The following is an 18,443-nucleotide window of genomic DNA, read 5'->3' on the forward strand; positions in this document are numbered from 1 at the left end:
TGTCCCTTCAGTTACTTACGTGTCTGAATGCGATCCGCTACTAGCGGCGCTTCGACTTCCGGTCTTCCTTGACGTGACCCCGGAAGGTGCGCGTCGGCGAGAACTCGCCGAGCTTGTGGCCGACCATCGACTCGGTGACGAACACCGGGATGTGGGTCTTGCCGTTGTGCACCGCGAGCGTGTGGCCGAGCATGGCCGGCACGATCATGGAGCGACGGGACCAGGTCTTGATGACGTTCTTGGTGCCGGCTTCGTTCTGGGCTTCCACCTTCTTGATCAGGTGGTCGTCGACGAAGGGCCCCTTCTTGAGACTGCGCGGCATCTAAACCCGCTCCTAGCGCTTCTTGTTCGTCTTGCGGCGGCGGACGATGTACTTGTTCGACGCCTTCTTGGGCGAACGAGTACGACCTTCCTTCTGACCCCAGGGGCTGACCGGGTGGCGACCACCGGAGGTCTTGCCCTCACCACCACCGTGGGGGTGGTCAACCGGGTTCATCGCCACACCGCGAACGGTCGGGCGGACGCCCAGCCAGCGCTTACGGCCGGCCTTACCCCAGTTGATGTTGCTCTGCTCGGCGTTGCCGACCTCGCCGACGGTGGCGCGGCAGCGCACGTCGACCAGGCGGATCTCACCGGAGGGCATGCGGAGGTGGGCCATCGAGCCCTCCTTCGCGAGCAGCTGCACGGAGGCACCGGCGGAGCGGGCGAACTTGGCGCCGCCACCGGGACGGAGCTCGATCGCGTGGATCGTGGTACCGACCGGGATGTTGCGCAGCGCCAGGTTGTTGCCCGGCTTGATGTCGGCCCCGGGACCGTTCTCGACGCGGTCACCCTGCTGCAGGTTGCGCGGGGCGAGGATGTAGCGCTTCTCGCCGTCGGCGTAGTGCAGCAGCGCGATGCGCGCGGTGCGGTTGGGGTCGTACTCGATGTGCGCGACCTTCGCCGGCACGCCGTCCTTGTCGTGACGACGGAAGTCGATCACTCGGTAGGCGCGCTTGTGTCCGCCACCCTGGTGGCGAACGGTCACACGACCGGCGTTGTTACGGCCGCCCTTGCTGTGCAGCGGGCGGACCAGCGACTTCTCCGGCGTGGACCGCGTGACCTCGACGAAGTCGGCGACGCTGGAGCCACGACGGCCCGGCGTAGTCGGCTTGTACTTGCGGATTCCCATTTCTCAGTCCTCGTCCGATATCGGACGATCCGGACCGCCCTTAGGCGGTCGGACCGCCGAAGATGTCGATACGGTCGCCCTCGGCGAGGGTCACGATCGCGCGCTTGGTGGCGGCACGCTGGCCGAAGCCCGTGCGGGTCCGCTTGCGCTTGCCCTGGCGGTTGATCGTGTTGACCCCGGTGACCTTGACCGAGAAGACCGCCTGGACGGCCTGCTTGATCTGGGTCTTGTTGGCGCTCGGGGCGACGATGAACGTGTACTTGCCCTCGTCGAGGAGCGCGTAGCTCTTCTCGGAGACGACCGGCTTGAGCAGCACGTCACGGGGGTCCGTGAAGGACTTGCTCGCCGGGGTCTCGACGGTGTTCTTGCCCTCGGCGGCGTGGCGACGCGCCTTGGCGACGCGCGCGGCCTTGGCGGCCTTCGCAGCCTTGGAGGCAATGCTCGGGTGACGCGTAGCCATCAGGCCTCGCTCCCTTCGGTGTCAGCGGCCTTGGGGCCAGACACGAAGGACTCGAACGCGGCCTGGGTGAAGACCACGTCGTCCGAGACGAGAACGTCGTACGTGTTCAGCTGGCCCGGCTCCAGGATGTGGACCTGGGGCAGGTTGCGGGCGGACAGCCACGCGGCCTCGTCGGCGCGCTCGACGATCAGGAGCAGGTTCTTGCGCTCCGAGATCTTGCCGAACAGCGTCTTGGCGGACTTCGTGGACGGGGTCTCGCCCTCGATGACGCCGGAGACGACGTGGATGCGGTTGTTGCGGGCCCGGTCGGTGAGGGCACCGCGCAGGGCGGCGGCCTTCATCTTCTTCGGGGTCCGCTGCGAGTAGTCGCGCGGCACGGGACCGTGCACGACGCCACCACCGGCGAACTGCGGCGCGCGGGTCGAACCCTGGCGGGCGCGACCGGTGCCCTTCTGGCGGTACGGCTTCTTGCCACCACCACGGACTTCACCGCGGGTCTTGGTCTTGTGCGTGCCCTGGCGGGCAGCGGCCAGCTGCGCGACGACGACCTGGTGGATCAGCGGAACGCTGACCTTGGCGTCGAAGATCTCCGCGGGGAGCTCGACGGAACCGGCCTTCTCGCCCGCCGGCGAAAGGATGTCAACAGTGCTCATCGGTTACCTCAGGCCCCCTTGGCCGCGGTGCGGACCAGGACGAGGCCGCCGTTCGGACCGGGAACCGCGCCCTTGATGAGCAGCAGACCCTTCTCCGCGTCAACGGCGTGGACGGTCAGGTTCTGGGTGGTGACCCGCTCGTTGCCCATGCGACCCGCCATGCGGAGGCCCTTGAACACACGGCCCGGGGTGGCGCAGCCACCGATGGAACCGGGAGAGCGGTGCTTGCGCTGGGTGCCGTGACCGGCGCCGAGGCCACCGAAGTTGTGACGCTTCATGACACCGGCGAAGCCCTTGCCCTTGCTCTTGCCGGTGACGTCGACCTTCACGCCGGCCTCGAACACCTCGGCGGTGACTTCCTGGCCGAGCGTGTACTCGGAGGCGTCCGCGGTGCGGATCTCGACGAGGTGACGACGGGGGGTGACGTCGGCCTTCGCGAAGTGGCCCTTGAGGGGCTTGTTCACCTTGCGCGGGTCGATCTCGCCGAAGGCGAGCTGGACGGACTCGTAGCCGTCGACGTCGTTGGTACGAACCTGGGTGACGACGTTGGGGCCGGCCTTGACGACGGTGACCGGAACAACACGGTTGTTCTCGTCCCACACCTGCGTCATGCCGAGCTTCTCGCCCAGGATGCCCTTGATCTGCTTAGCCATCTCTCAGATCACCGCGCCTCAGAGCTTGATCTCGATGTCGACACCGGCCGGGAGGTCGAGTCGCATCAGAGAGTCAACGGTCTTGGGGGTCGGGTCGAGGATGTCGATCAGGCGCTTGTGCGTGCGCATCTCGAAGTGCTCGCGCGAGTCCTTGTACTTGTGCGGCGACTTGATGACGCAGTACACGTTCTTCTCAGTGGGCAGCGGCACCGGGCCCGCGACCGACGCACCAGTGCGGGTCACCGTCTCGACGATCTTCTTCGCCGAGGAGTCGATGACCTCGTGGTCGTAGGCCTTGAGCCGGATGCGGATCTTCTGTCCCGCCATGGCTACTCAGTAGTCCTGTCTCTCTTACGCTCCGGAACCCGGTGTTCCAGCCCTTCTCCTCCGACCCACGCGGTCGGGCGTGTCGCGCTCCCGCTGACACAGATGCCCCTTGTTCGAACATCCCTGCTTGGGAGCACGGCCCTTCCGGAACCGCAGGCCGGGAGCCGAGAGGCCCACCGGGTGCCTGGCCGGTGCCGCGCCGACGCTTCCCGGAAGATTCCCGTACGTCCGCCCCAGCGCTGCCTTACGGCAGTTAGGGCGACGAGTACTGTGGGACTCGCTTCCGGTCCTCCCGGCGGGAGGCGCGCAGCATCAACACTCGACCGAGCAACTCGGACAGTCTGCCATATGGGGCCGGGGCTCCGCCAATCGAGCCGGAGAGAATACCCCGAGGGTGACGCAGGTCAAACCCGGCCCGCAGGGGTGAGCCCCCGCTCGACTCGGTCAGAGAAGCCGGCAGACCGGATCGGCATCCAGGGAACGGATGTACCGCTCGTCGACCTCGGCGCCACGGTAGCGGAGCGAGCGCGCTTCGTCGGGGGTGATGGGCGCGCATCGTGAGTCGAGCGCCCGGCGCAGGTCGTTTCGCAGGTACATCCACATCCCGCGAACGGCGACCGGTGTGTAGTTGTCGCGGAAGTAGGCGACGTCGTAAAGCTTCGAGGCCTCCGACCACATGCCGTGCGTCTCGACCAGATCGGGTTTGCCGGCCGCCAGGTAGGTCGGCAGCCCGTCGAATCCGTCGCGAGCGAGCTCGGTGTTGGCCAGCAGGGCGAGGTCGAGGATTTTCAGTTTCGAACAGCAGAGACTCGACCCACCGACATCCGGCGTCAACACGGTCAGCGCCTGCTGCCCCAGCTTCGCCCGCACAGCGTCCATCGCCTCGCCGGTCTCCCGGTAGACCGCGGGAGTGACCGCCGCCTGACTCTGCGGGTGGAGCTGTGCGGCGATGAATTCTCTTTCGATGCCACAGGTCGCGACCAGAAGCATCAGCGCGAAGGCGAGAAGGCGGCGCGGCGCTGCTCTCAGAGATCGCATGAGGCGAGGCCTCGAAAGAACAACCGCCACCACGCCCAGCGCGATCGCGGACTGTTCCATTCGCCCGATATAGCCCCAATTCCGACCGATGGCCATGTTGAATGCCGCGACACCCGCGATGTATCCGACGCTGAAACCCACCACGGGATCCACGCCCCGTGAGCGAATGCGCGTGAAGACTGCGGTGCCCGTCGACCTCAGTGCGCCGCGCATGCCTGTCAGCGCCGCGATGGCGATGACCGCCGCCGGCAGCAGCACGTAGAGGATCTCGACCCCGGCCATGAACATCTGCACCAGGTGCTTGACCGACGAATCCGCGCTGTAGGGACTGGACTGCTTCGCGATCATCGTGTTCGGCAGGGGCGAGCCGAAAATCGCCAGGCGAACCGCTGTGAGCAGCACAAGGGAGAGAACGGCCCCCGCGGCCAGCGCCCACGCCCGGCGGTACTCCCTCGACAGGAGCACCAGCGCCACAGCGCCGGCGACGACGTAGCCGGCGGCTTCCATCCGGATCCACGGGGCTGCGGCGGCCGGCAGCGTCAGCATGATCGACGTATGGCGACGGCCGCTGCGCAACAGCCACACGATCGCGAGCGCGACCGCGGACAGCGCCGTCATCTCCATTCCGTTGACGGTTTCGTGGAGGAACGGGCCGTAACCGAAGAGCACCAGGCTGATGATCCAGGCAGGGGCGCGACCGTACTGGCGCATCATGCCGTGCACCAGCACCGCGCCGATGGCCGCGAAGATCCCGGCCCACAGCTGGCCGGCCAGAATCATGCCGTCGAAGTCCAGCGGAAGCACCCGGAAGGTGCCCGCCATCAGCAGGAACCAGAAGGGACTGGAGAATCCCTCGACTGTCTCCGACGGCGGCGTCAGCGCGATCTGACCGGACTCGGCGAAGGTGCGCGCGAACGCCAGCGTGATGGATCCGTCGTCCCAGCCGTCGGCTCCGACGAGCAGAGCGAGGGCCGCGTGCATGAACAGGACCGCACAGAACAGTGCGCAGGAAAGAACCCGGGGGCTTCCTTTGTCCGCCCGGCGGGGCAGTGAGGCGGGATCGTCGGTGGTCCGGGTGATCTCAGGATCGACTGTCGTCTGATCAGCGTGCATGCCGTCTATTCCCGGGACGTCAGGATCTCTTTGTCGGCGGGCACCGCGCGCTGGGCGATGAGGCTGAGCGCGTCACGCAGAAGGGTGCTCGAGGTGTGTCTGGTGTAGGGGAAGTAGACGACCTCCACGCCGACCTTCGAGAATTCGGCTTCGAGCGTCGTCCAGAGGTCCGTACCGAGCCAGTCGTCCCCTTTGAAGATGACGTCGAAGCCGATCTCCCGCCAGATCTCCAGTTTGTTGTCCACGGTGGCGACAAAGGTCTCGTCCACGTAGCGGACGCTGCTGACGATCTCCAGTCGCTCGGAGAGCGGTACGACCGGCGGCCTGCCTTTCAGGCGTACCACCAGGTCGTCGGTGCAGACGCCCGCGATGAGGCGATCGCAGTGTTCCCGGGCCCGGCGCAGGATGTTGAGATGGCCCACGTGGAAAAGGTCGAATACCCCTGGCGCGTAGCCGAGACGTTCTCCCATCAACGCTCTGCCTGCGACCGCTCGCCGGCGGCCGAGGTCACTTCGAGCGGCTCAGACCGGGGCGAGGTGTTCTCACCGTCGGTCACGGCGATCCGGTACCGGTGACGAGAGCCGGGGGCGACGGAGTCCGTGTACGTCATCTCGGGGCGGTTCCAGTGGGTGGACCGCTGCGTCGGCGAGGCCACGAGTCTGCCGTCCCGGTAGATCAGATACTTGAGCTCCGCGTCGTCCCGGTCCCACGCGGCGCGCCAGGTGAGCGTCACCTTGCCGGCGCCGGCGCCCGAGGCCTTGAGCGCGGGGGGCTCCTCCGGGGCTCCGGTGTCGGGCCCGGCCCCGAAGCGCGTCAGGCTCTGCTGCGGTTTGCCGTTGACCTCGGTGAACTCGCCACCCACCCAGAGGACGTCACCGGCCGTCTTCAGCACTCGGGGGCCGTTGCCCTCGCTGATCCCGCCGTCCGTGTCGGGGAACCAGTGCAGGATGTGCCGGTCCCGGGCCGACTGGGCGAGGAGGTGCTGGCGGTTGTTGTGCTCGGGGAAACCGCCGGGTGTGTCCCTGCAGTCGTGGGCGTGGGATCCGCTGTAGACGACACCGTTGTGCACGGCGATGGCCTGGGTGGCGCCCAGGCAGGTGTCCTTCCACACCAGCTGCCCGTTGCCGAGGTGGCCGGCGAGGCGGCCGTCGAAGATTCCCGTGCCCCGGCCCTCGGCCGCGGCGTAGAAGTTGGTCTTGTCGCGGGCCAGCGCCTTGACGGACGATCTCGCCGGCAGCCAGTCCGCGTAGGAGGTCACCGTCTTGCCGGTGGCGGGATGCAGGGCGATGAGGGACTTCTCCAGCTCGCCGTTGACCATGTAGAAGTCGCCGCCGACCAGGACCTTGCCGTGTTCGGGCGCGGCGACGATGGCCCGTACGGGATGGTCGATCTCCGCCTTGAACGGCAGCAGGGAACCGTTGGGGCGGAACGCCGCGACGCTCTGCCTCTCCTGACCGTCGACGACCGTGAAGTCGCCCCCCAAATAGACCGCGGAGTCCGTGGTCTCGATGGCGCGGACGAACGACGTCACGGCGGGGCGGAAGTCCTTGCGCAGCGAGCAGTCGGCCGTGTTGAGCGCGACCGCGCTGGCCACGCCGGCCTTGCCGACCTGGCCGAACGAGCCGCCGACATACAGCACCTTGCCGTCGGGTGAGGCCTTGAGCGCCAGTACGGCTTCACCACCGCCGGTGAAGGAGTGGGTGCACGGCAGCAGCTTGCCGGTGTCGGCGTCGAAGGCGGCGAAGTTCTTGCGTGGGACTTCCTTCTCGCCGCGCTTCGCGCCCGGTGGGCGGACGCTGTTGAACGTACCGCCGACGTACACGACACCGCGTGCGTACTCGATGGACCAGACGATGCCGTCCGTCTGCCATGTGGACAGGGGGTCGGCGGTCAGGGTCTTCTCGTCGCCGTCGGCTGCCGAGGCGGAGGCGGTGATGAGCGAAGCGGCCGCGAGGACGCCCACTGCGGAAGCCGTGGTGACTGCCCTCGTCGTGCGAGTTTTCATGCGCATGCACTGTCCCGGGATGCAGATGGATCGGGTGGTGGAAAGAAGAGGTTCTGCGTGAATTGGTTTCTGCGACGGTCCTACGGGGCGCGTGTGCGGAGCACGCCGACCAGCTCGCCCACTTCCAGCGTTCGAAAACGGTGCAAACTTATACCGAGTACGGCAGTTCCCAAGGCAATTCCAGCGGCGAGTCCGATTGTTGTATCTCCTGCCATGAGCCTGGCGGGAATGACCAGAACCGCCGTGAAGCAAAGGCCGACAACGGTCGCGGCCCGGTAACCGCGATCGACGGTCGTGAACCCCGGATGGCGCCGCACCATGGCCGCTGCCACGAGGTTTTCCACGACGATGGCCGCTCCCCAGGACAGTGCCGCTCCCAGCACCCCGAAACGGGGAATGGTGAGAACGCCGACGACCAACTGCACCCCGAACGCCGCGCCGGTGACCGCGAGATGCCAGGAACTCTTCCCCGCCATGAGCAGCACTGTCTGTGCATTGCCGACCCCGGCATTGATCGCGGAGGCGAAACACAGAACGACCAGGGCATCCGCTCCCTGTGCGAATTCCGGTCCGAAGAATGAAAGGACGGTGCCGGGGAAACTCGCGAGGAGGATGAACAGCGGCCAGGAGAACAGCGCGATCCAGCGCGTCGAGACACGATGCAGGTGGCACGCCTGCGGGTTCTCCGCCACGGCCAGGAGCCGGCTGATTTCCGGAGCGACGGCCAGCCGGATGGCCAGCTGGAGCAGCGTCGCGGCGGCGACGACCCGGCCGACGGCGGCATAGACTCCCGCCTCTTCGCTCGACGCCAGGCTCGACAGCAGGATGACGCCCATCCAGATCGAGCTGATGTCGAAGACGGAGGAGATCGCCCGGGGTGCGGCGAACGCCCAGAACCCCCGCCGCGCGGCGGCCGCTTCACACCCCGACGCGGGTCTTCGGATCGTACGGCGGCACCGGCGCAGCGCGATCCAGGCGACGAGGGCCCCGCCCAGGGAGGGGATGAGCCAGGCGGCGGCCAGACTGAGCACACCCGGAGCCAGCAGCGCGACCGGTACGGCGATCAGGACGCGCAGGACCGGCTTGCCGATCTGCTCGACACCGACGAACGGCACCATCGTGCCGTAACCCCGGGTGGCGCCGAGCAGGATCATGGTGACCGTGGCCACGGGAAGGAACAGGGCGAAGAGCCGGACCAGGGTCACCGCGTCCTCGGTGGCGAGGTTCGGCAGCAGTGAGGTGGCCGTCGCCGGGGACACGAACAGCAGGACCGCTGCCGCGGTGCTCGCCGCCGCTCCCGGTACGACGGCGCTGCGCAGGAGGGCGGACACCTGGCGGCCGCCGTCCGTGGCCACGTCGTGGGACACGAACCGCACCAGCCCCGTGTCCGCACCCAGCTTGCAGGTGTGGCTGAGGATGGTGAAGACGGCGACGCCGGTGAACACCGCTCCCGACCCGTGCGCCCCCAGGGCGCGGGTGACCAGGGTGAAGAGGAGGTAGCCGAACACGGTGCTGACCATGGAGCCCAGAAAGCCCCACCACCCGCCGCGCGCGGTGGCGGCTACCCCGCTCCGGGTGTCCGTCACGGCGGTGGCGGACATGGTCCTTCCGGGAGCACTCATCCTCTGGAGGCGGTGAGGGTCTCGTCGGGCGAGCCCTGCTTCGGCCGGGAGAGCGTCTCGTCCTGCACCACACCGTCGCCTTGACGGGCGGACAGCTCCCCGATGTCCTCGGCACTCGTCGTCCCCGGCTTCCTCAGCCGTCGGGCCAAGCCGCTGTCCATGGCGCCGCGCAGCAGGCTCCGCCGGGTACCGGTGTCGAGTACCGCGCCCACGACGCGGCCGCCCGCGCAGTCGATCAGCTCACGAACCCGCCTGAGGTCGTCGCGCCTGACGTCGTCCAGGCCGCCCACCACGAGGACGTCGTTCACGTGCTGGGAGATCGCGAGAGCGTCCGCGTGCTCGAGCAGCGGACGGGAGATGACGAGCGTCGCCGTTCCGGGGTCGGCGCTCGGCAGGGCGCGGCTGACGGTGGGGGACGTCGCGAGGTCGTCGGTGGTGGTGCCGCGCCCGCCGGGGAAGAGGCGGAATCGTCCGGCCGTACCCGCGTCCACGACGACCCTGTCCTCGGGGACGTCAGCCGTCGCGGAGTCGGCGTCGCGGTCGTCGGTCACCAGCGGCAGTCGTGCCGAGAGGCCGGGTGTTGTCGCCGTCGCGTCCACCAGCAGTACGTCGTCGCCGGACTCGGCGAACGCGGCCGCGAGGTTCACCGCGGCGGCCTCGGCGTCGGGGTCCTGCTTGGGCGCCACGATCAGCAGGGCACCGCCGGTCTTGCGGCCCTCGCCTTGGCGTAGGCGGAAGGCCATGGTCCGGTAGACCTCGGCTCGGCTGCCGGCGACCCGGCCGACCTCCAACAACTCGTCGTCGGCGCACCGGCCCGGCAGGATGCCCAGCACCGGGGCGCCCAGCGCCTGCTGGACCTCGCCGAGCGTGCGGGCCCGCGGTTCGAGGGCGGACCGGATCCAGGCGAGCACGATTCCCATGAGGAGGCCGCCCAGCAGCGCGACGCAGATGAGCCAGGCGGGGCCGGGACCCGAGGGCCGCTTCGACGGCTCGGCCCTGCGCACGATGTCGCCACCGGTGGTGTCGTAGGACTTGATGTCCGAGACCCGCTTCTGCAGTGCGGCGAGTTGCTCGCGCAGGCCCGCGTTCGCGGACGCGGCGTCGTCGGACTTCACCTTGAGCCGCTTGTTCAGGTCGGCGATCTCCGTGGTCAGCCCGTCCGCCAGACGCGTCGCCATGGACTTGGTCCGCTCCCCGCGATCGGCGAGGTAGGCCGTCGCGAACGCGTTGGCCACCCGGGCAGCACGCTTCGCGGCCCCCGCCGAGTACTCGAACCGCAGGACCATGGTGTTCGGCGGATTCGTGACGCGCAGGTTCGCCAGCAGCGCGTCGGCACGGGACGGTTGGCTCAGCGCCTTCGCCGCGCGGGCCGCGACGGTGGCGCTCTGCGCGATCTGCCGCTCGGTGCCCATGCTCACCTGGCTCTCGACGGACACCCCGAACGTGTTGAACGGGTCCTGTCGCGGGCGGACGACCACCTCACTGGTGGAGCTGTAGCTGCCCGCGCGAAACAGGACCAGCACCAGCCCGGCGAGCAACCCCAGTGCGATACCCAGCGCGATGGTCGTGCGATACCTCAGCAGCTGACGCAACTGGTCGCGCAACTGGTCCGGTTCCTCGTACCGGTCGTCGAAGCTGGTGGGGCTGCTCACGGATGCCTCCTGTTTCCGGGGATCGGTGCGTGGCCTGCGGTGGCGGGCGGCCGCGCCGGTGCGGGGAACCCGGACGGCCGGGCGGTGCGGCGGGTGGTGATGAACAGCGGGACGGCCAGGAGCAGCATCAGGGGTCCGACGATCGCCACGAGGCTGCCGCGCAGGAGGACCATCTGATAGAAGGCGAATGCCGGGACGAGCAGCACCGCCAGAGTGGCCTGCCGGTCCCCCAGCCGCTCCCGGACGTCGTCCAAACGGCGTCCGACCGCGCCCAGCAGGCAGAAGACGACGACGACACACGGCGCCCCGGCCCACAGGTAACTCTCGATCCACAGTGGTGAGGAGAGGTTGTGGAAGTCGTAGCCCGCGTACTGGGCGATTTCGCTGCCGACAGGATGCGGCTTCTCGGGCCACAGGGTGCGCGGCACCATGAACAGAAGGGGGCCGAGGGCGGCCGACGGTGAGAAGCCGTAGTCCCTGGCGTAGTCGAGGCCGGTCTGCATCTGCTGAAAGGCGTCGTAATCCATGTTCGTGGTGAACTGCTCGACCAGCGCCACCACATGGACGGCTTCGCGTTCGTCGTAACGGAAGTAGTCGCTGTAGGGGAAGACGAACAGCACCACGGCCGTCACCGCGGCCGCGGTGATGCGAAAAGCCTTTGGGTGGCTGAACCGCTTCCATGAGAAAAGCAGGACCAGAAGCACGGTTCCGGCCCAGAATCGCGGTTTGCTGATCGGGTTGTTGACTGCCACGTTGACCACGAGGAGGAGCGGAAGCAGCATCCAGCGGATGCAGCGCAACAACCGGTCGCCCGTCTTCAGGAGGGGCAGGTGCAGCAGCGCCACCAGGGCCCAGAACGCGGGGACGGCCAGGGACCAGGTACGCAGCACCCGTGCCGATTCGTCGTCGGCTCCGGACCCCCGCATGGCCTGCCTGCTGGTGAAGAAGGCCTGCCAGCCCCCTTCCTGCTGGGGAATCAGCACGATCGCGAGAAGCAGGGAAAGGGCGCACAGGAGGAGCACCGGCAAGGGTGACACCCGGCGGGACAGCAGCGGTTCGACGACGACCGACCGCGCGGCGGCGCGTCTGGCGGCGACCGCCGTTCCCGCGCAGTAGGCGAGCAGCCCCAGTTCGGTCAGGACGGTGGCGGCGAAGGCGGTGTTCTCACCGGTCCGGTACTCGAGCGGGTAGGTGTCGGTGGCGAGCATGGCGAGGGGTGCCAGCCCCAGCCACACATAGCTGAAGAGCCAGAAACCGAAGGCGACAAGGCGCACCGACGTATCGGTGAGCACCCGGGTGAGCGCTCCCCCGGTGTGCGCCACGACGAAGCACTGCACGGCGAGTGCCGCCCCGAAATGCACATCGCGGGCCTGCAGGATCAGCCCCGGCAGCAAGCCGATGAGAACAACCGCCCAGCTGCATACCGCGGCAGGGCTGCGCGTACGACCGCCCTGCAATCTGCACCCCCTCACGGAGCGAATAGGCATGAATATGCGTAAAACGAGTTATAGCCGATGAACGGTATATATCAGCCATGGTTGAGAGGGTGTTTCGTCGAATGACGTGCGTCGCTCGCGCCGTATCGTGCAGCGGGTGGATGAGTCGCTCACCGGTCGCCGCCTGCTCCTGATCTCCGCCAACTACGCGCCCGAACACGCCGGAATCGCGCCCTACTCGACGCGTACGGCCGAGCATCTGGCGGCCTGCGGAGCGGAGGTGGAGGTCCTCGCCGGCATGCCCCACTATCCGGCCTGGCGGGTGCACGAGGACTACCGGGGCCGCTGGCGGATGGTCGAGACCCGCGCGGGAGTACGGGTCCACCGTCGCCGCCATTTCGTCCCGTCACGCCAGACGGCGCTGCTCAGAGCGCTCTACGAGGTCAGCTTCCTCGCACACGCCTCGCTCGCGCCGCCCGCCGGACGACCCGACCTGGTGATCAGTCAGATGCCGGCGCTCGCCGGGGCCTTCGCCGGCGGCCGGATCGCCCGTCGGCACGGGGTGCCGCACGTGGTCGTGGTGCAGGACCTCATGGGTGCGGCGGCCGCACAGAGCGGGATCCGCGGCGGTGACCACGTGGCGTCGCTCGTGGCCGGTGTGGAGGCGAAGGTCCTCCGTACGGCCTCCCTGATCGGCGTGGTCCATGAGTCCTTCGTGGAGCCCGTCACCGCCAGGGGCGTGCCGGCACCGCGGGTCAGGGTCGTGCCCAACTGGACCCATGTGGCGGCCCCGACCGCCGACCGCCGGGCGGTACGGGCGCGACTCGGCTGGAGCGAGGAGGAGTTCGTCGTCCTGCATTCCGGCAACATGGGCCTGAAGCAGGGGCTGGAGGTGCTGGTCGACACCGCCCGGGTGGCGGCCCGCGCGACCCCTCGCATGCGGGTCGTGCTCATGGGGGACGGCAGCCGCAGGGCCGACCTTCAACGTCTCGCCACGGACCTGCCGAACGTGGACCTGCTCCCGCCCGCGGCCGACTCCGACTTCCCGGACGTACTGGCCGCCGCGGATGTTCTGGCGGTCACCCAGCGGGCGTCCGTGGTGGACATGAGCCTGCCGTCCAAACTCACGTCCTACTTCGCGAGCGGCCGCCCGGTGGTCGCCTCGGTCGCCCCGCACGGCGGCACGGCGCAGGAAGTGCGTCGTGCCGGAGCGGGACTCGTGGTACGCCCGGAAGACCCCGAGGCGTTGCACGACGCCGTAGCGGAACTGATCCGGGATCCCGAACGGTCGGCCGCGCTCGGCGCGCGCGGGCCCGCGTACGTCCGCGAACGGCTGAGCCCGCAGGCCGGACTGGCCCGTATCACCGCGATGGTGTCCGAGGCGCTGGCCCACTCGGCGGGAGAGCCGGAAGCCCGCCCGGCCTCGGCACCTCGGTGAGAGGTCAGCGCAGAGCGACGCCGGGAGGGGCGGACGATGTGGCCAGGTCCGCGGGCCCGCGGGGATGCGCCACGGTGCTGAGCTCGGCGTCCACCATCAGACGGGCCAGTTCCGGGGTGTGCACCGTGGGACACCAGCCGAGGGCCCGCTCCGCCTTGGAAGCGTCGCCGACCAGGTGGTCGACCTCTGTCGGGCGCAGGTAGCGCTCGTCGAAGCGCACGTGGTCACGCCAGTCGAGGCCCACGTGGGCGAAGCAGTGCTCGACGAAGTCACGCACGCTGTAGCTGGTGCCCGTGGCGATGACGTAGTCGTCCGGATCGTCCTGCTGCAGCATCAGCCACATCGCCTCGACGTACTCGGCGGCATAACCCCAGTCCCGACGGGCTTCGAGGTTGCCGAGGTGCACCACGTCCTGCAGGCCGGCCTTGATCCGGGCGGCGGCCGCGGCCACCTTGCGGGTCACGAACGTGGGGCCCCGGCGCGGGGACTCGTGGTTGAACAGAATGCCGTTGACCGCGTAGATCCCGTACGCCTCCCGGTAATTACGGGTGACCCAGTACGCGTACACCTTTGCCGCGCCGTAGGGTGAGCGCGGCTGGAAAGAAGTGAGTTCGTGCTGGGGCGGCGGAGCGGATCCGAACATTTCCGAGCTGGAAGCCTGGTAGAAGCGGCAGGTAAGTTTTGTGCTCCTGATCGCTTCCAACAGCCGTGTCGTGCCCAGTCCCGTGGTGTCCCCGGTGAATTCGGGTTCGTCGAACGACACCCGGACATGCGACTGGGCCGCAAGGTGGTACACCTCGTCGGGTTGCACCTGCTCCAGGAGGCTCGCCAGCCGGGTCCCGTCGGTGAGGTCGCCGTAATGCAGGAAAAGGCGGGCGTCGGGGTCGTGTGGATCTCGGTAAAGGTGGTCAATGCGCTGGGTGTTGAAGGTGGACGCACGGCGGATGATTCCGTGTACCCGGTAGCCCTTTTCCAGCAGCAGCTCCGCTAGGTACGAGCCGTCCTGGCCCGTGATACCGGTGATGAGCGCCGTCTTGGTGGTCACACGCACTCCCTGGCTGGCGGGTGGACAAAGGTGCGCTGAATGCGCCTGTTCAATGCCCGGCACCCCAGCACACGCCATATTAGGGATCACTTCCGCTTTCGGAATGATGCAGCGCGGCAACTGGCCCGACTGTTCCCGCGCCCGCCTGTTTCCTCAGGTGAGCTCCCGGAACCACTTGACGAAGAAAGCCGGTACGAACACCGCGTGCACCGCGAGCAGCGTGACGTAGAGCGCCAGGAAGAGTTTCTGGTTGCCCAGGAACACGAAACTCAGGCACAGCAGGCCGAAATCAACGGGCAGCAGTGCCATGCCCCGAATTGCGGAGGGCGCGGGCACCTGGCCGGTGCGCTCGCCGGACCTGCGCATTCTCAGCTGTTCCGTCAGCATCCCTCCGAAGAACAGCATGACGGCAGCGAACTGGAAGACGACCGGGGCGAGCAGCAGGGCGGGATGCGGCAGGTCGAAGAAACGGTAGAAGGAGACCAGAACAGCCGCGTGGATTCCCAGGAGTTTCGCGCAGTCCACGACATGGTCCATCCACTCTCCGGAAAGGCTGGCCGACCGGTGCAACCGGGCGAGCTGCCCATCGGCGGAATCGAGCGCGAAACCGAGAAGCAGGGCAAGGCTGACCCACTGCCCGAGTGCGTATGACGGACGGCAGAAGGCGGTGGCGGCAATGGCCGCGAAGGTGACCAGCGCGCTCACCGCGGTCACATGGTTGGGCGAAAGCCCGAGCCGATGCGCCGCCGCGGCGAACAGCCTGCCCACGGGCCGGTTGACGAACCGCGCGTAGAGAGGAACACCCCGGGCCGGTTTCTGGACCTCGGAGAGCTGCCTCAGCGCGCTGGAGAAATCCACTCTCATCTTCCCGAAAGTAGGCGCCTGGGGCCGACTCGCCGGGCGCGGCAGGCAGGCTTGCCGTGAGATCCGTCCGATTGTCCGGCACTCATCTCAGCTCCCGGTTCGACGGCCCTCGGTCACCGTGGCGTGGCGGGGGCGAGTACGGGTTGTCCCTGGCGGCCGAGCCGGCCGAGATGACCGTAGATCTCCTCCAGTCGGTCCATCACCACGCCGATGGAAAAGGCCTCTTCGACGGCGCGATGACCGGCTTTCACGAGCGAGTCCCGCTTCTGCCCGTCGGTCAGCACCTCGCACACCGCGTCGGCCAGCCCCTGCGGACTGCCGTCGGTGACCATCGCGGCCCCCCGGCGGGCCAGTTCCTTCGCGATGCCGCAACCATCCGTGCACACCACCGGGGTGCCCACGGACAGCGCCTCGATCAGGGCCATGGGGAACTGCTCGTCGATGCTCGGCAGCACGTACACCGCCGCCCCCGCCTGGGCACGTACCGCTTCCGCGTGCGGCAGCGCGCCGCCGTAGGAGACGACACCCTCCAGCCCCAGGGCGGCGATGAGCCGGCGCACAGCCGGCAGTTCGCCCTCGTCCGCTCCGTGGAGAGTGAAGCGGGTCTCGGGCATCTTCCGGTGCACCCGGGCGGCCATCTCGATGAACGCCTCCGGACGCTTGATCGGGTGCAGCCGGGCCAGGAAGAGCACGTCCCGGCCCTCGCGCCGGTGCTCCGGCTCCCCTCCACGCCGCGTTCGCACGCCGTTGGGCAACGTCAGCAGCGGCGGACCGCCGGCGCCGATGACCTCGGCCAGGGCCCGGCGCTCGTGCTCGGTGAGGACCAGGCAGCCTCGGGCCCGCCGCAGCAGAGGCACGTACATGCTGTCGAACAGCCGGACGACGGCCGCGCGCCGGGGCTGCACCATGCCGTGTGTCTGCGCGACGAACCTCTTGCGCCGCAGGGCGGCGATGGCGAGCGCGGTGAGGGAGACGAGGTCTCGTCCCGCGTGGACGTGCACCACATCGGCCCGTCCGATCGACCGCCACAGGTCTGCGACCAGCAGCGGGTGCATCAGCCCGGTGAAGCGACCCGGGAGCACGGCGCGCGCCGGTCGCGTCCGCAGCGGCACCGAGCCGATACGTGCCGGCGCCGAGGACCTTCCCCGCCACAGGGAGACCAGCGTGACCTCGTGGCCTCGGGCGGCGCACTCCTCGAGCTGCCCGGCGGCCACGCTCGTCGGACCGCCGTACGCCCCGTCGTCGCTGACGAGCGTCACCACATGGACGACCCTCATGACGCGGCTCCCCCGGTGACGACCTCGCCCGGCCCGAGGTCGCGGTGGGCGACCGCCGAGGCACCCACCACCGCGCCGCGGCCGACGGTGACGCCGCGCAGCACGACGGCCCGCGCGGCGACCCATGCTCCCGGCTCCAGGCGGATGGGCGCGTTGTCGAACTCGAACGTGGGGTGGCGGCGTTGGTGGCTCCCGGTGCAGAGCAAGGCGTCCTGGGAAACGCATACATTGCTGCCGATCACGATCTGCTCCAGGTTCAGCAGCCAGGCGCCCTCGCCGATCCACACGTCGTCACCGACGTGCAGCCGCCACGGCCAGTGCACACGGACGCCGTGCCGGATCAGCACCCTCTGCCCGATCGTCGCCCCGAAGGCCCGCAGCACGGCCGGCCGCCAGCGGGCGGGGAACCACCAACGAACGAACACGAGATGGAGTACGGCGAACCAGGCGGCCTGGGCGAGCAGGGGGCGCCCCTTGTCGTAGCCCGCTCCCGTGAAGCCCCGCAGGGAACGCTCCACCGCGGCCCTGTGGTCGGACTCGCCTGTGCGGGTGGGCGTGCCGGGCGGCGCTGTGGCTTCTGCCATGACGTGAAACCTTCCAATCTGATGATTATCTAGTAATGCAGATTTAAAGGCGTTATCGCTGTAAATCAGGGCATACTGGCGTGTTGCTGGCAGACTTGACGCCATGGGAGATCTGCTGAGCACACCCGCCCGCGTGTACGTCGCCGGGCACCGAGGCCTCGTCGGTGCCGCCGTGGCCCGGCGCCTGGTGTCAGACGGGCATGAGGTCGTCGTACGAACCCGGTCCGAGCTGGACCTTCGCGACGCGACCGCCACCGCCGCCTTTCTCCGGGACACCCGGCCGGACGCCGTCGTCCTGGCCGCCGCCAGGGTCGGCGGCATCATGGCCAACAGCACCTACCCGGTGCCGTTCATCGAGGACAATCTGCGGATCCAGCTGAGCGTGATTCCGGCGGCGTACGCGGCCGGGGTACGCCGTCTGCTCTTCCTCGGGTCCTCCTGCATCTACCCCAGGCTCGCGCAACAGCCGATCCTGGAAGAGGCCCTGCTCACGGGTCCGCTGGAGCCGACCAACGAGCCCTACGCGCTTGCCAAGATCGCGGGCATCGTTCAGGTGCGGTCCTATCGGCGGCAGTACGGCGCCTCCTACATCTGCGCGATGCCGACCAATCTCTACGGTCCCGGTGACAACTTCGACCCGGAGTCCTCACACGTCCTGCCCGCCCTCATCCGCCGTTTCCACGAAGCGAAGCGGGACGGGCTCGACGAGGTGGTCCTGTGGGGAAGCGGCTCCCCTCGCCGGGAGTTCCTGCACGTGGACGACCTCGCCGACGCGTGCGTGCGGCTGCTGCACGACTACGACGACGACATGCCTGTCAACGTCGGATGCGGCGAGGATCTGACGATCCGTGAACTGGCGGCGGCGATCGGAGAGATCGTCGGCTTCCGGGGCCGGATCACCTTCGACACGACCAAGCCCGACGGCACACCGCGCAAGCTGCTGGACGTCTCACGCGTCACCGCGCTCGGCTGGAAGCCGAGGATCCCCCTGAGGGAGGGGATCGCGTCGACCTACGCGGCGTGGCTGAGTGCCACCGGGCAGTCTCGGGCCGAGGCCCGCTCGACCGTGGGCACCTGAGTTTCCGTAGGCGGTTCGGAGGCATTT

At 68.5% G+C, this 18,443-nt stretch carries 18 protein-coding genes; 2 read left to right on the top strand and 16 right to left on the bottom strand.

Annotation, left to right across the window (positions count from 1 at the left end; all coding sequences use genetic code 11):
• Positions 1-40: 40 nt before the first annotated feature.
• The 12 genes from rpsS to ACIBAG_RS22930 all read right to left on the bottom strand — a co-directional run bounded on the left by rpsS (position 41) and on the right by ACIBAG_RS22930 (position 12,088).
• Positions 41-322: a 30S ribosomal protein S19 gene (gene rpsS, locus ACIBAG_RS22875; RefSeq protein WP_003998828.1), complete on the bottom strand. Its 282-nt coding sequence runs from the start codon at positions 320-322 to the stop codon at positions 41-43.
• A 12-nt stretch (positions 323-334) separates the two neighbouring features.
• A complete protein-coding gene (gene rplB / locus ACIBAG_RS22880; protein WP_399107321.1) occupies positions 335-1,171 on the bottom strand; it encodes a 50S ribosomal protein L2 in 837 nt (278 codons plus the stop codon).
• 40 nt (positions 1,172-1,211) lie between these two features.
• The gene (gene rplW, locus ACIBAG_RS22885) at positions 1,212-1,631 is read right to left on the bottom strand and encodes a 50S ribosomal protein L23 (protein WP_399107322.1); all 420 of its coding nucleotides are present in this window, start codon (positions 1,629-1,631) and stop codon (positions 1,212-1,214) included.
• Positions 1,631-2,284 (bottom strand): 50S ribosomal protein L4, encoded by a 654-nt coding sequence (gene rplD / locus ACIBAG_RS22890; protein ID WP_399107323.1) that lies wholly within the window; start codon positions 2,282-2,284, stop codon positions 1,631-1,633. The genes rplW and rplD overlap by 1 nt, the downstream gene beginning before the upstream one ends.
• 8 nt (positions 2,285-2,292) lie before the next feature.
• On the bottom strand, positions 2,293-2,937 hold the full coding sequence (gene rplC / locus ACIBAG_RS22895) for a 50S ribosomal protein L3 (RefSeq protein WP_019753089.1): 645 nt from the start codon (positions 2,935-2,937) through the stop codon (positions 2,293-2,295).
• A gap of 18 nt (positions 2,938-2,955) precedes the next feature.
• Positions 2,956-3,264, bottom strand: a complete 309-nt coding sequence (gene rpsJ, locus ACIBAG_RS22900) for a 30S ribosomal protein S10 (RefSeq protein WP_003948644.1) — start codon at positions 3,262-3,264, stop codon at positions 2,956-2,958.
• Between the two features lie 444 nt (positions 3,265-3,708).
• Entirely contained in the window at positions 3,709-5,415 is a 1,707-nt protein-coding gene (locus tag ACIBAG_RS22905) for a hypothetical protein (protein ID WP_399107324.1), read from the bottom strand.
• Positions 5,416-5,420: 5 nt separating this feature from the next.
• On the bottom strand, positions 5,421-5,888 hold the full coding sequence (locus ACIBAG_RS22910) for an adenylyltransferase/cytidyltransferase family protein (RefSeq protein WP_399107325.1): 468 nt from the start codon (positions 5,886-5,888) through the stop codon (positions 5,421-5,423).
• Positions 5,885-7,420: a fibronectin type III domain-containing protein gene (locus ACIBAG_RS22915; protein ID WP_399107326.1), complete on the bottom strand. Its 1,536-nt coding sequence runs from the start codon at positions 7,418-7,420 to the stop codon at positions 5,885-5,887. The genes ACIBAG_RS22910 and ACIBAG_RS22915 overlap by 4 nt, the downstream gene beginning before the upstream one ends.
• Positions 7,421-7,500: 80 nt before the next feature.
• Positions 7,501-9,021: an oligosaccharide flippase family protein gene (locus ACIBAG_RS22920; protein ID WP_399107327.1), complete on the bottom strand. Its 1,521-nt coding sequence runs from the start codon at positions 9,019-9,021 to the stop codon at positions 7,501-7,503.
• Positions 9,022-9,038: 17 nt separating this feature from the next.
• Complete coding sequence (locus ACIBAG_RS22925) at positions 9,039-10,694, bottom strand: hypothetical protein (protein ID WP_399107328.1); 1,656 nt, start codon at positions 10,692-10,694, stop codon at positions 9,039-9,041.
• A complete protein-coding gene (locus ACIBAG_RS22930) occupies positions 10,691-12,088 on the bottom strand; it encodes a hypothetical protein (RefSeq protein ID WP_399107329.1) in 1,398 nt (465 codons plus the stop codon). The genes ACIBAG_RS22925 and ACIBAG_RS22930 overlap by 4 nt, the downstream gene beginning before the upstream one ends.
• Positions 12,089-12,320: 232 nt before the next feature.
• On the opposite strand from ACIBAG_RS22930, the gene ACIBAG_RS22935 reads away from it, so the two are divergent.
• Entirely contained in the window at positions 12,321-13,568 is a 1,248-nt protein-coding gene (locus tag ACIBAG_RS22935; protein ID WP_399107379.1) for a glycosyltransferase, read from the top strand.
• Positions 13,569-13,572: 4 nt separating this feature from the next.
• On the opposite strand, the gene gmd is transcribed toward ACIBAG_RS22935, so the two are convergent.
• From gmd to ACIBAG_RS22955, 4 genes are all read right to left on the bottom strand, one after another.
• Positions 13,573-14,613 carry a GDP-mannose 4,6-dehydratase gene (gene gmd / locus ACIBAG_RS22940; RefSeq protein ID WP_399107330.1) on the bottom strand — a complete coding sequence of 347 codons (1,041 nt, stop codon included), beginning with the start codon at positions 14,611-14,613 and terminating at the stop codon, positions 13,573-13,575.
• 153 nt (positions 14,614-14,766) lie between these two features.
• The gene (locus tag ACIBAG_RS22945) at positions 14,767-15,477 is read right to left on the bottom strand and encodes a CDP-alcohol phosphatidyltransferase family protein (protein WP_399107331.1); all 711 of its coding nucleotides are present in this window, start codon (positions 15,475-15,477) and stop codon (positions 14,767-14,769) included.
• A 113-nt stretch (positions 15,478-15,590) separates the two neighbouring features.
• Positions 15,591-16,754 carry a glycosyltransferase gene (locus ACIBAG_RS22950; protein ID WP_399107332.1) on the bottom strand — a complete coding sequence of 388 codons (1,164 nt, stop codon included), beginning with the start codon at positions 16,752-16,754 and terminating at the stop codon, positions 15,591-15,593.
• Positions 16,751-17,338 carry a putative colanic acid biosynthesis acetyltransferase gene (locus tag ACIBAG_RS22955; protein ID WP_399107333.1) on the bottom strand — a complete coding sequence of 196 codons (588 nt, stop codon included), beginning with the start codon at positions 17,336-17,338 and terminating at the stop codon, positions 16,751-16,753. Before ACIBAG_RS22955 ends, ACIBAG_RS22950 begins: the two co-directional genes overlap by 4 nt.
• 103 nt (positions 17,339-17,441) lie before the next feature.
• Here ACIBAG_RS22955 and ACIBAG_RS22960 point away from each other — a divergent pair, with 103 nt between their 5' ends.
• Entirely contained in the window at positions 17,442-18,416 is a 975-nt protein-coding gene (locus ACIBAG_RS22960) for a GDP-L-fucose synthase family protein (RefSeq protein WP_399107334.1), read from the top strand.
• The last annotated feature ends 27 nt before the right edge of the window (positions 18,417-18,443 follow it).

The organism is Streptomyces sp. NPDC051243, from assembly GCF_044455405.1.
In the GTDB taxonomy this organism is placed as follows: Bacteria; Actinomycetota; Actinomycetes; order Streptomycetales; family Streptomycetaceae; genus Streptomyces.

Bases quoted from the DNA above. Each gene is read 5' to 3' on its own strand.
- rpsS (WP_003998828.1), bottom strand. From the start codon at position 322: ATGCCGCGCAGTCTCAAGAAGGGGCCCTTCGTCGACGACCACCTGATC.
- rplB (WP_399107321.1), bottom strand. From the start codon at position 1,171: ATGGGAATCCGCAAGTACAAGCCGACTACGCCGGGCCGTCGTGGCTCC.
- rplW (WP_399107322.1), bottom strand. From the start codon at position 1,631: ATGGCTACGCGTCACCCGAGCATTGCCTCCAAGGCTGCGAAGGCCGCC.
- rplD (WP_399107323.1), bottom strand. From the start codon at position 2,284: ATGAGCACTGTTGACATCCTTTCGCCGGCGGGCGAGAAGGCCGGTTCC.
- rplC (WP_019753089.1), bottom strand. From the start codon at position 2,937: ATGGCTAAGCAGATCAAGGGCATCCTGGGCGAGAAGCTCGGCATGACG.
- rpsJ (WP_003948644.1), bottom strand. From the start codon at position 3,264: ATGGCGGGACAGAAGATCCGCATCCGGCTCAAGGCCTACGACCACGAG.
- ACIBAG_RS22905 (WP_399107324.1), bottom strand. From the start codon at position 5,415: ATGCACGCTGATCAGACGACAGTCGATCCTGAGATCACCCGGACCACC.
- ACIBAG_RS22915 (WP_399107326.1), bottom strand. From the start codon at position 7,420: ATGAAAACTCGCACGACGAGGGCAGTCACCACGGCTTCCGCAGTGGGC.
- ACIBAG_RS22920 (WP_399107327.1), bottom strand. From the start codon at position 9,021: ATGTCCGCCACCGCCGTGACGGACACCCGGAGCGGGGTAGCCGCCACC.
- ACIBAG_RS22945 (WP_399107331.1), bottom strand. From the start codon at position 15,477: ATGAGAGTGGATTTCTCCAGCGCGCTGAGGCAGCTCTCCGAGGTCCAG.
- ACIBAG_RS22950 (WP_399107332.1), bottom strand. From the start codon at position 16,754: ATGAGGGTCGTCCATGTGGTGACGCTCGTCAGCGACGACGGGGCGTAC.
- ACIBAG_RS22955 (WP_399107333.1), bottom strand. From the start codon at position 17,338: ATGGCAGAAGCCACAGCGCCGCCCGGCACGCCCACCCGCACAGGCGAG.
- ACIBAG_RS22960 (WP_399107334.1), top strand. From the start codon at position 17,442: ATGGGAGATCTGCTGAGCACACCCGCCCGCGTGTACGTCGCCGGGCAC.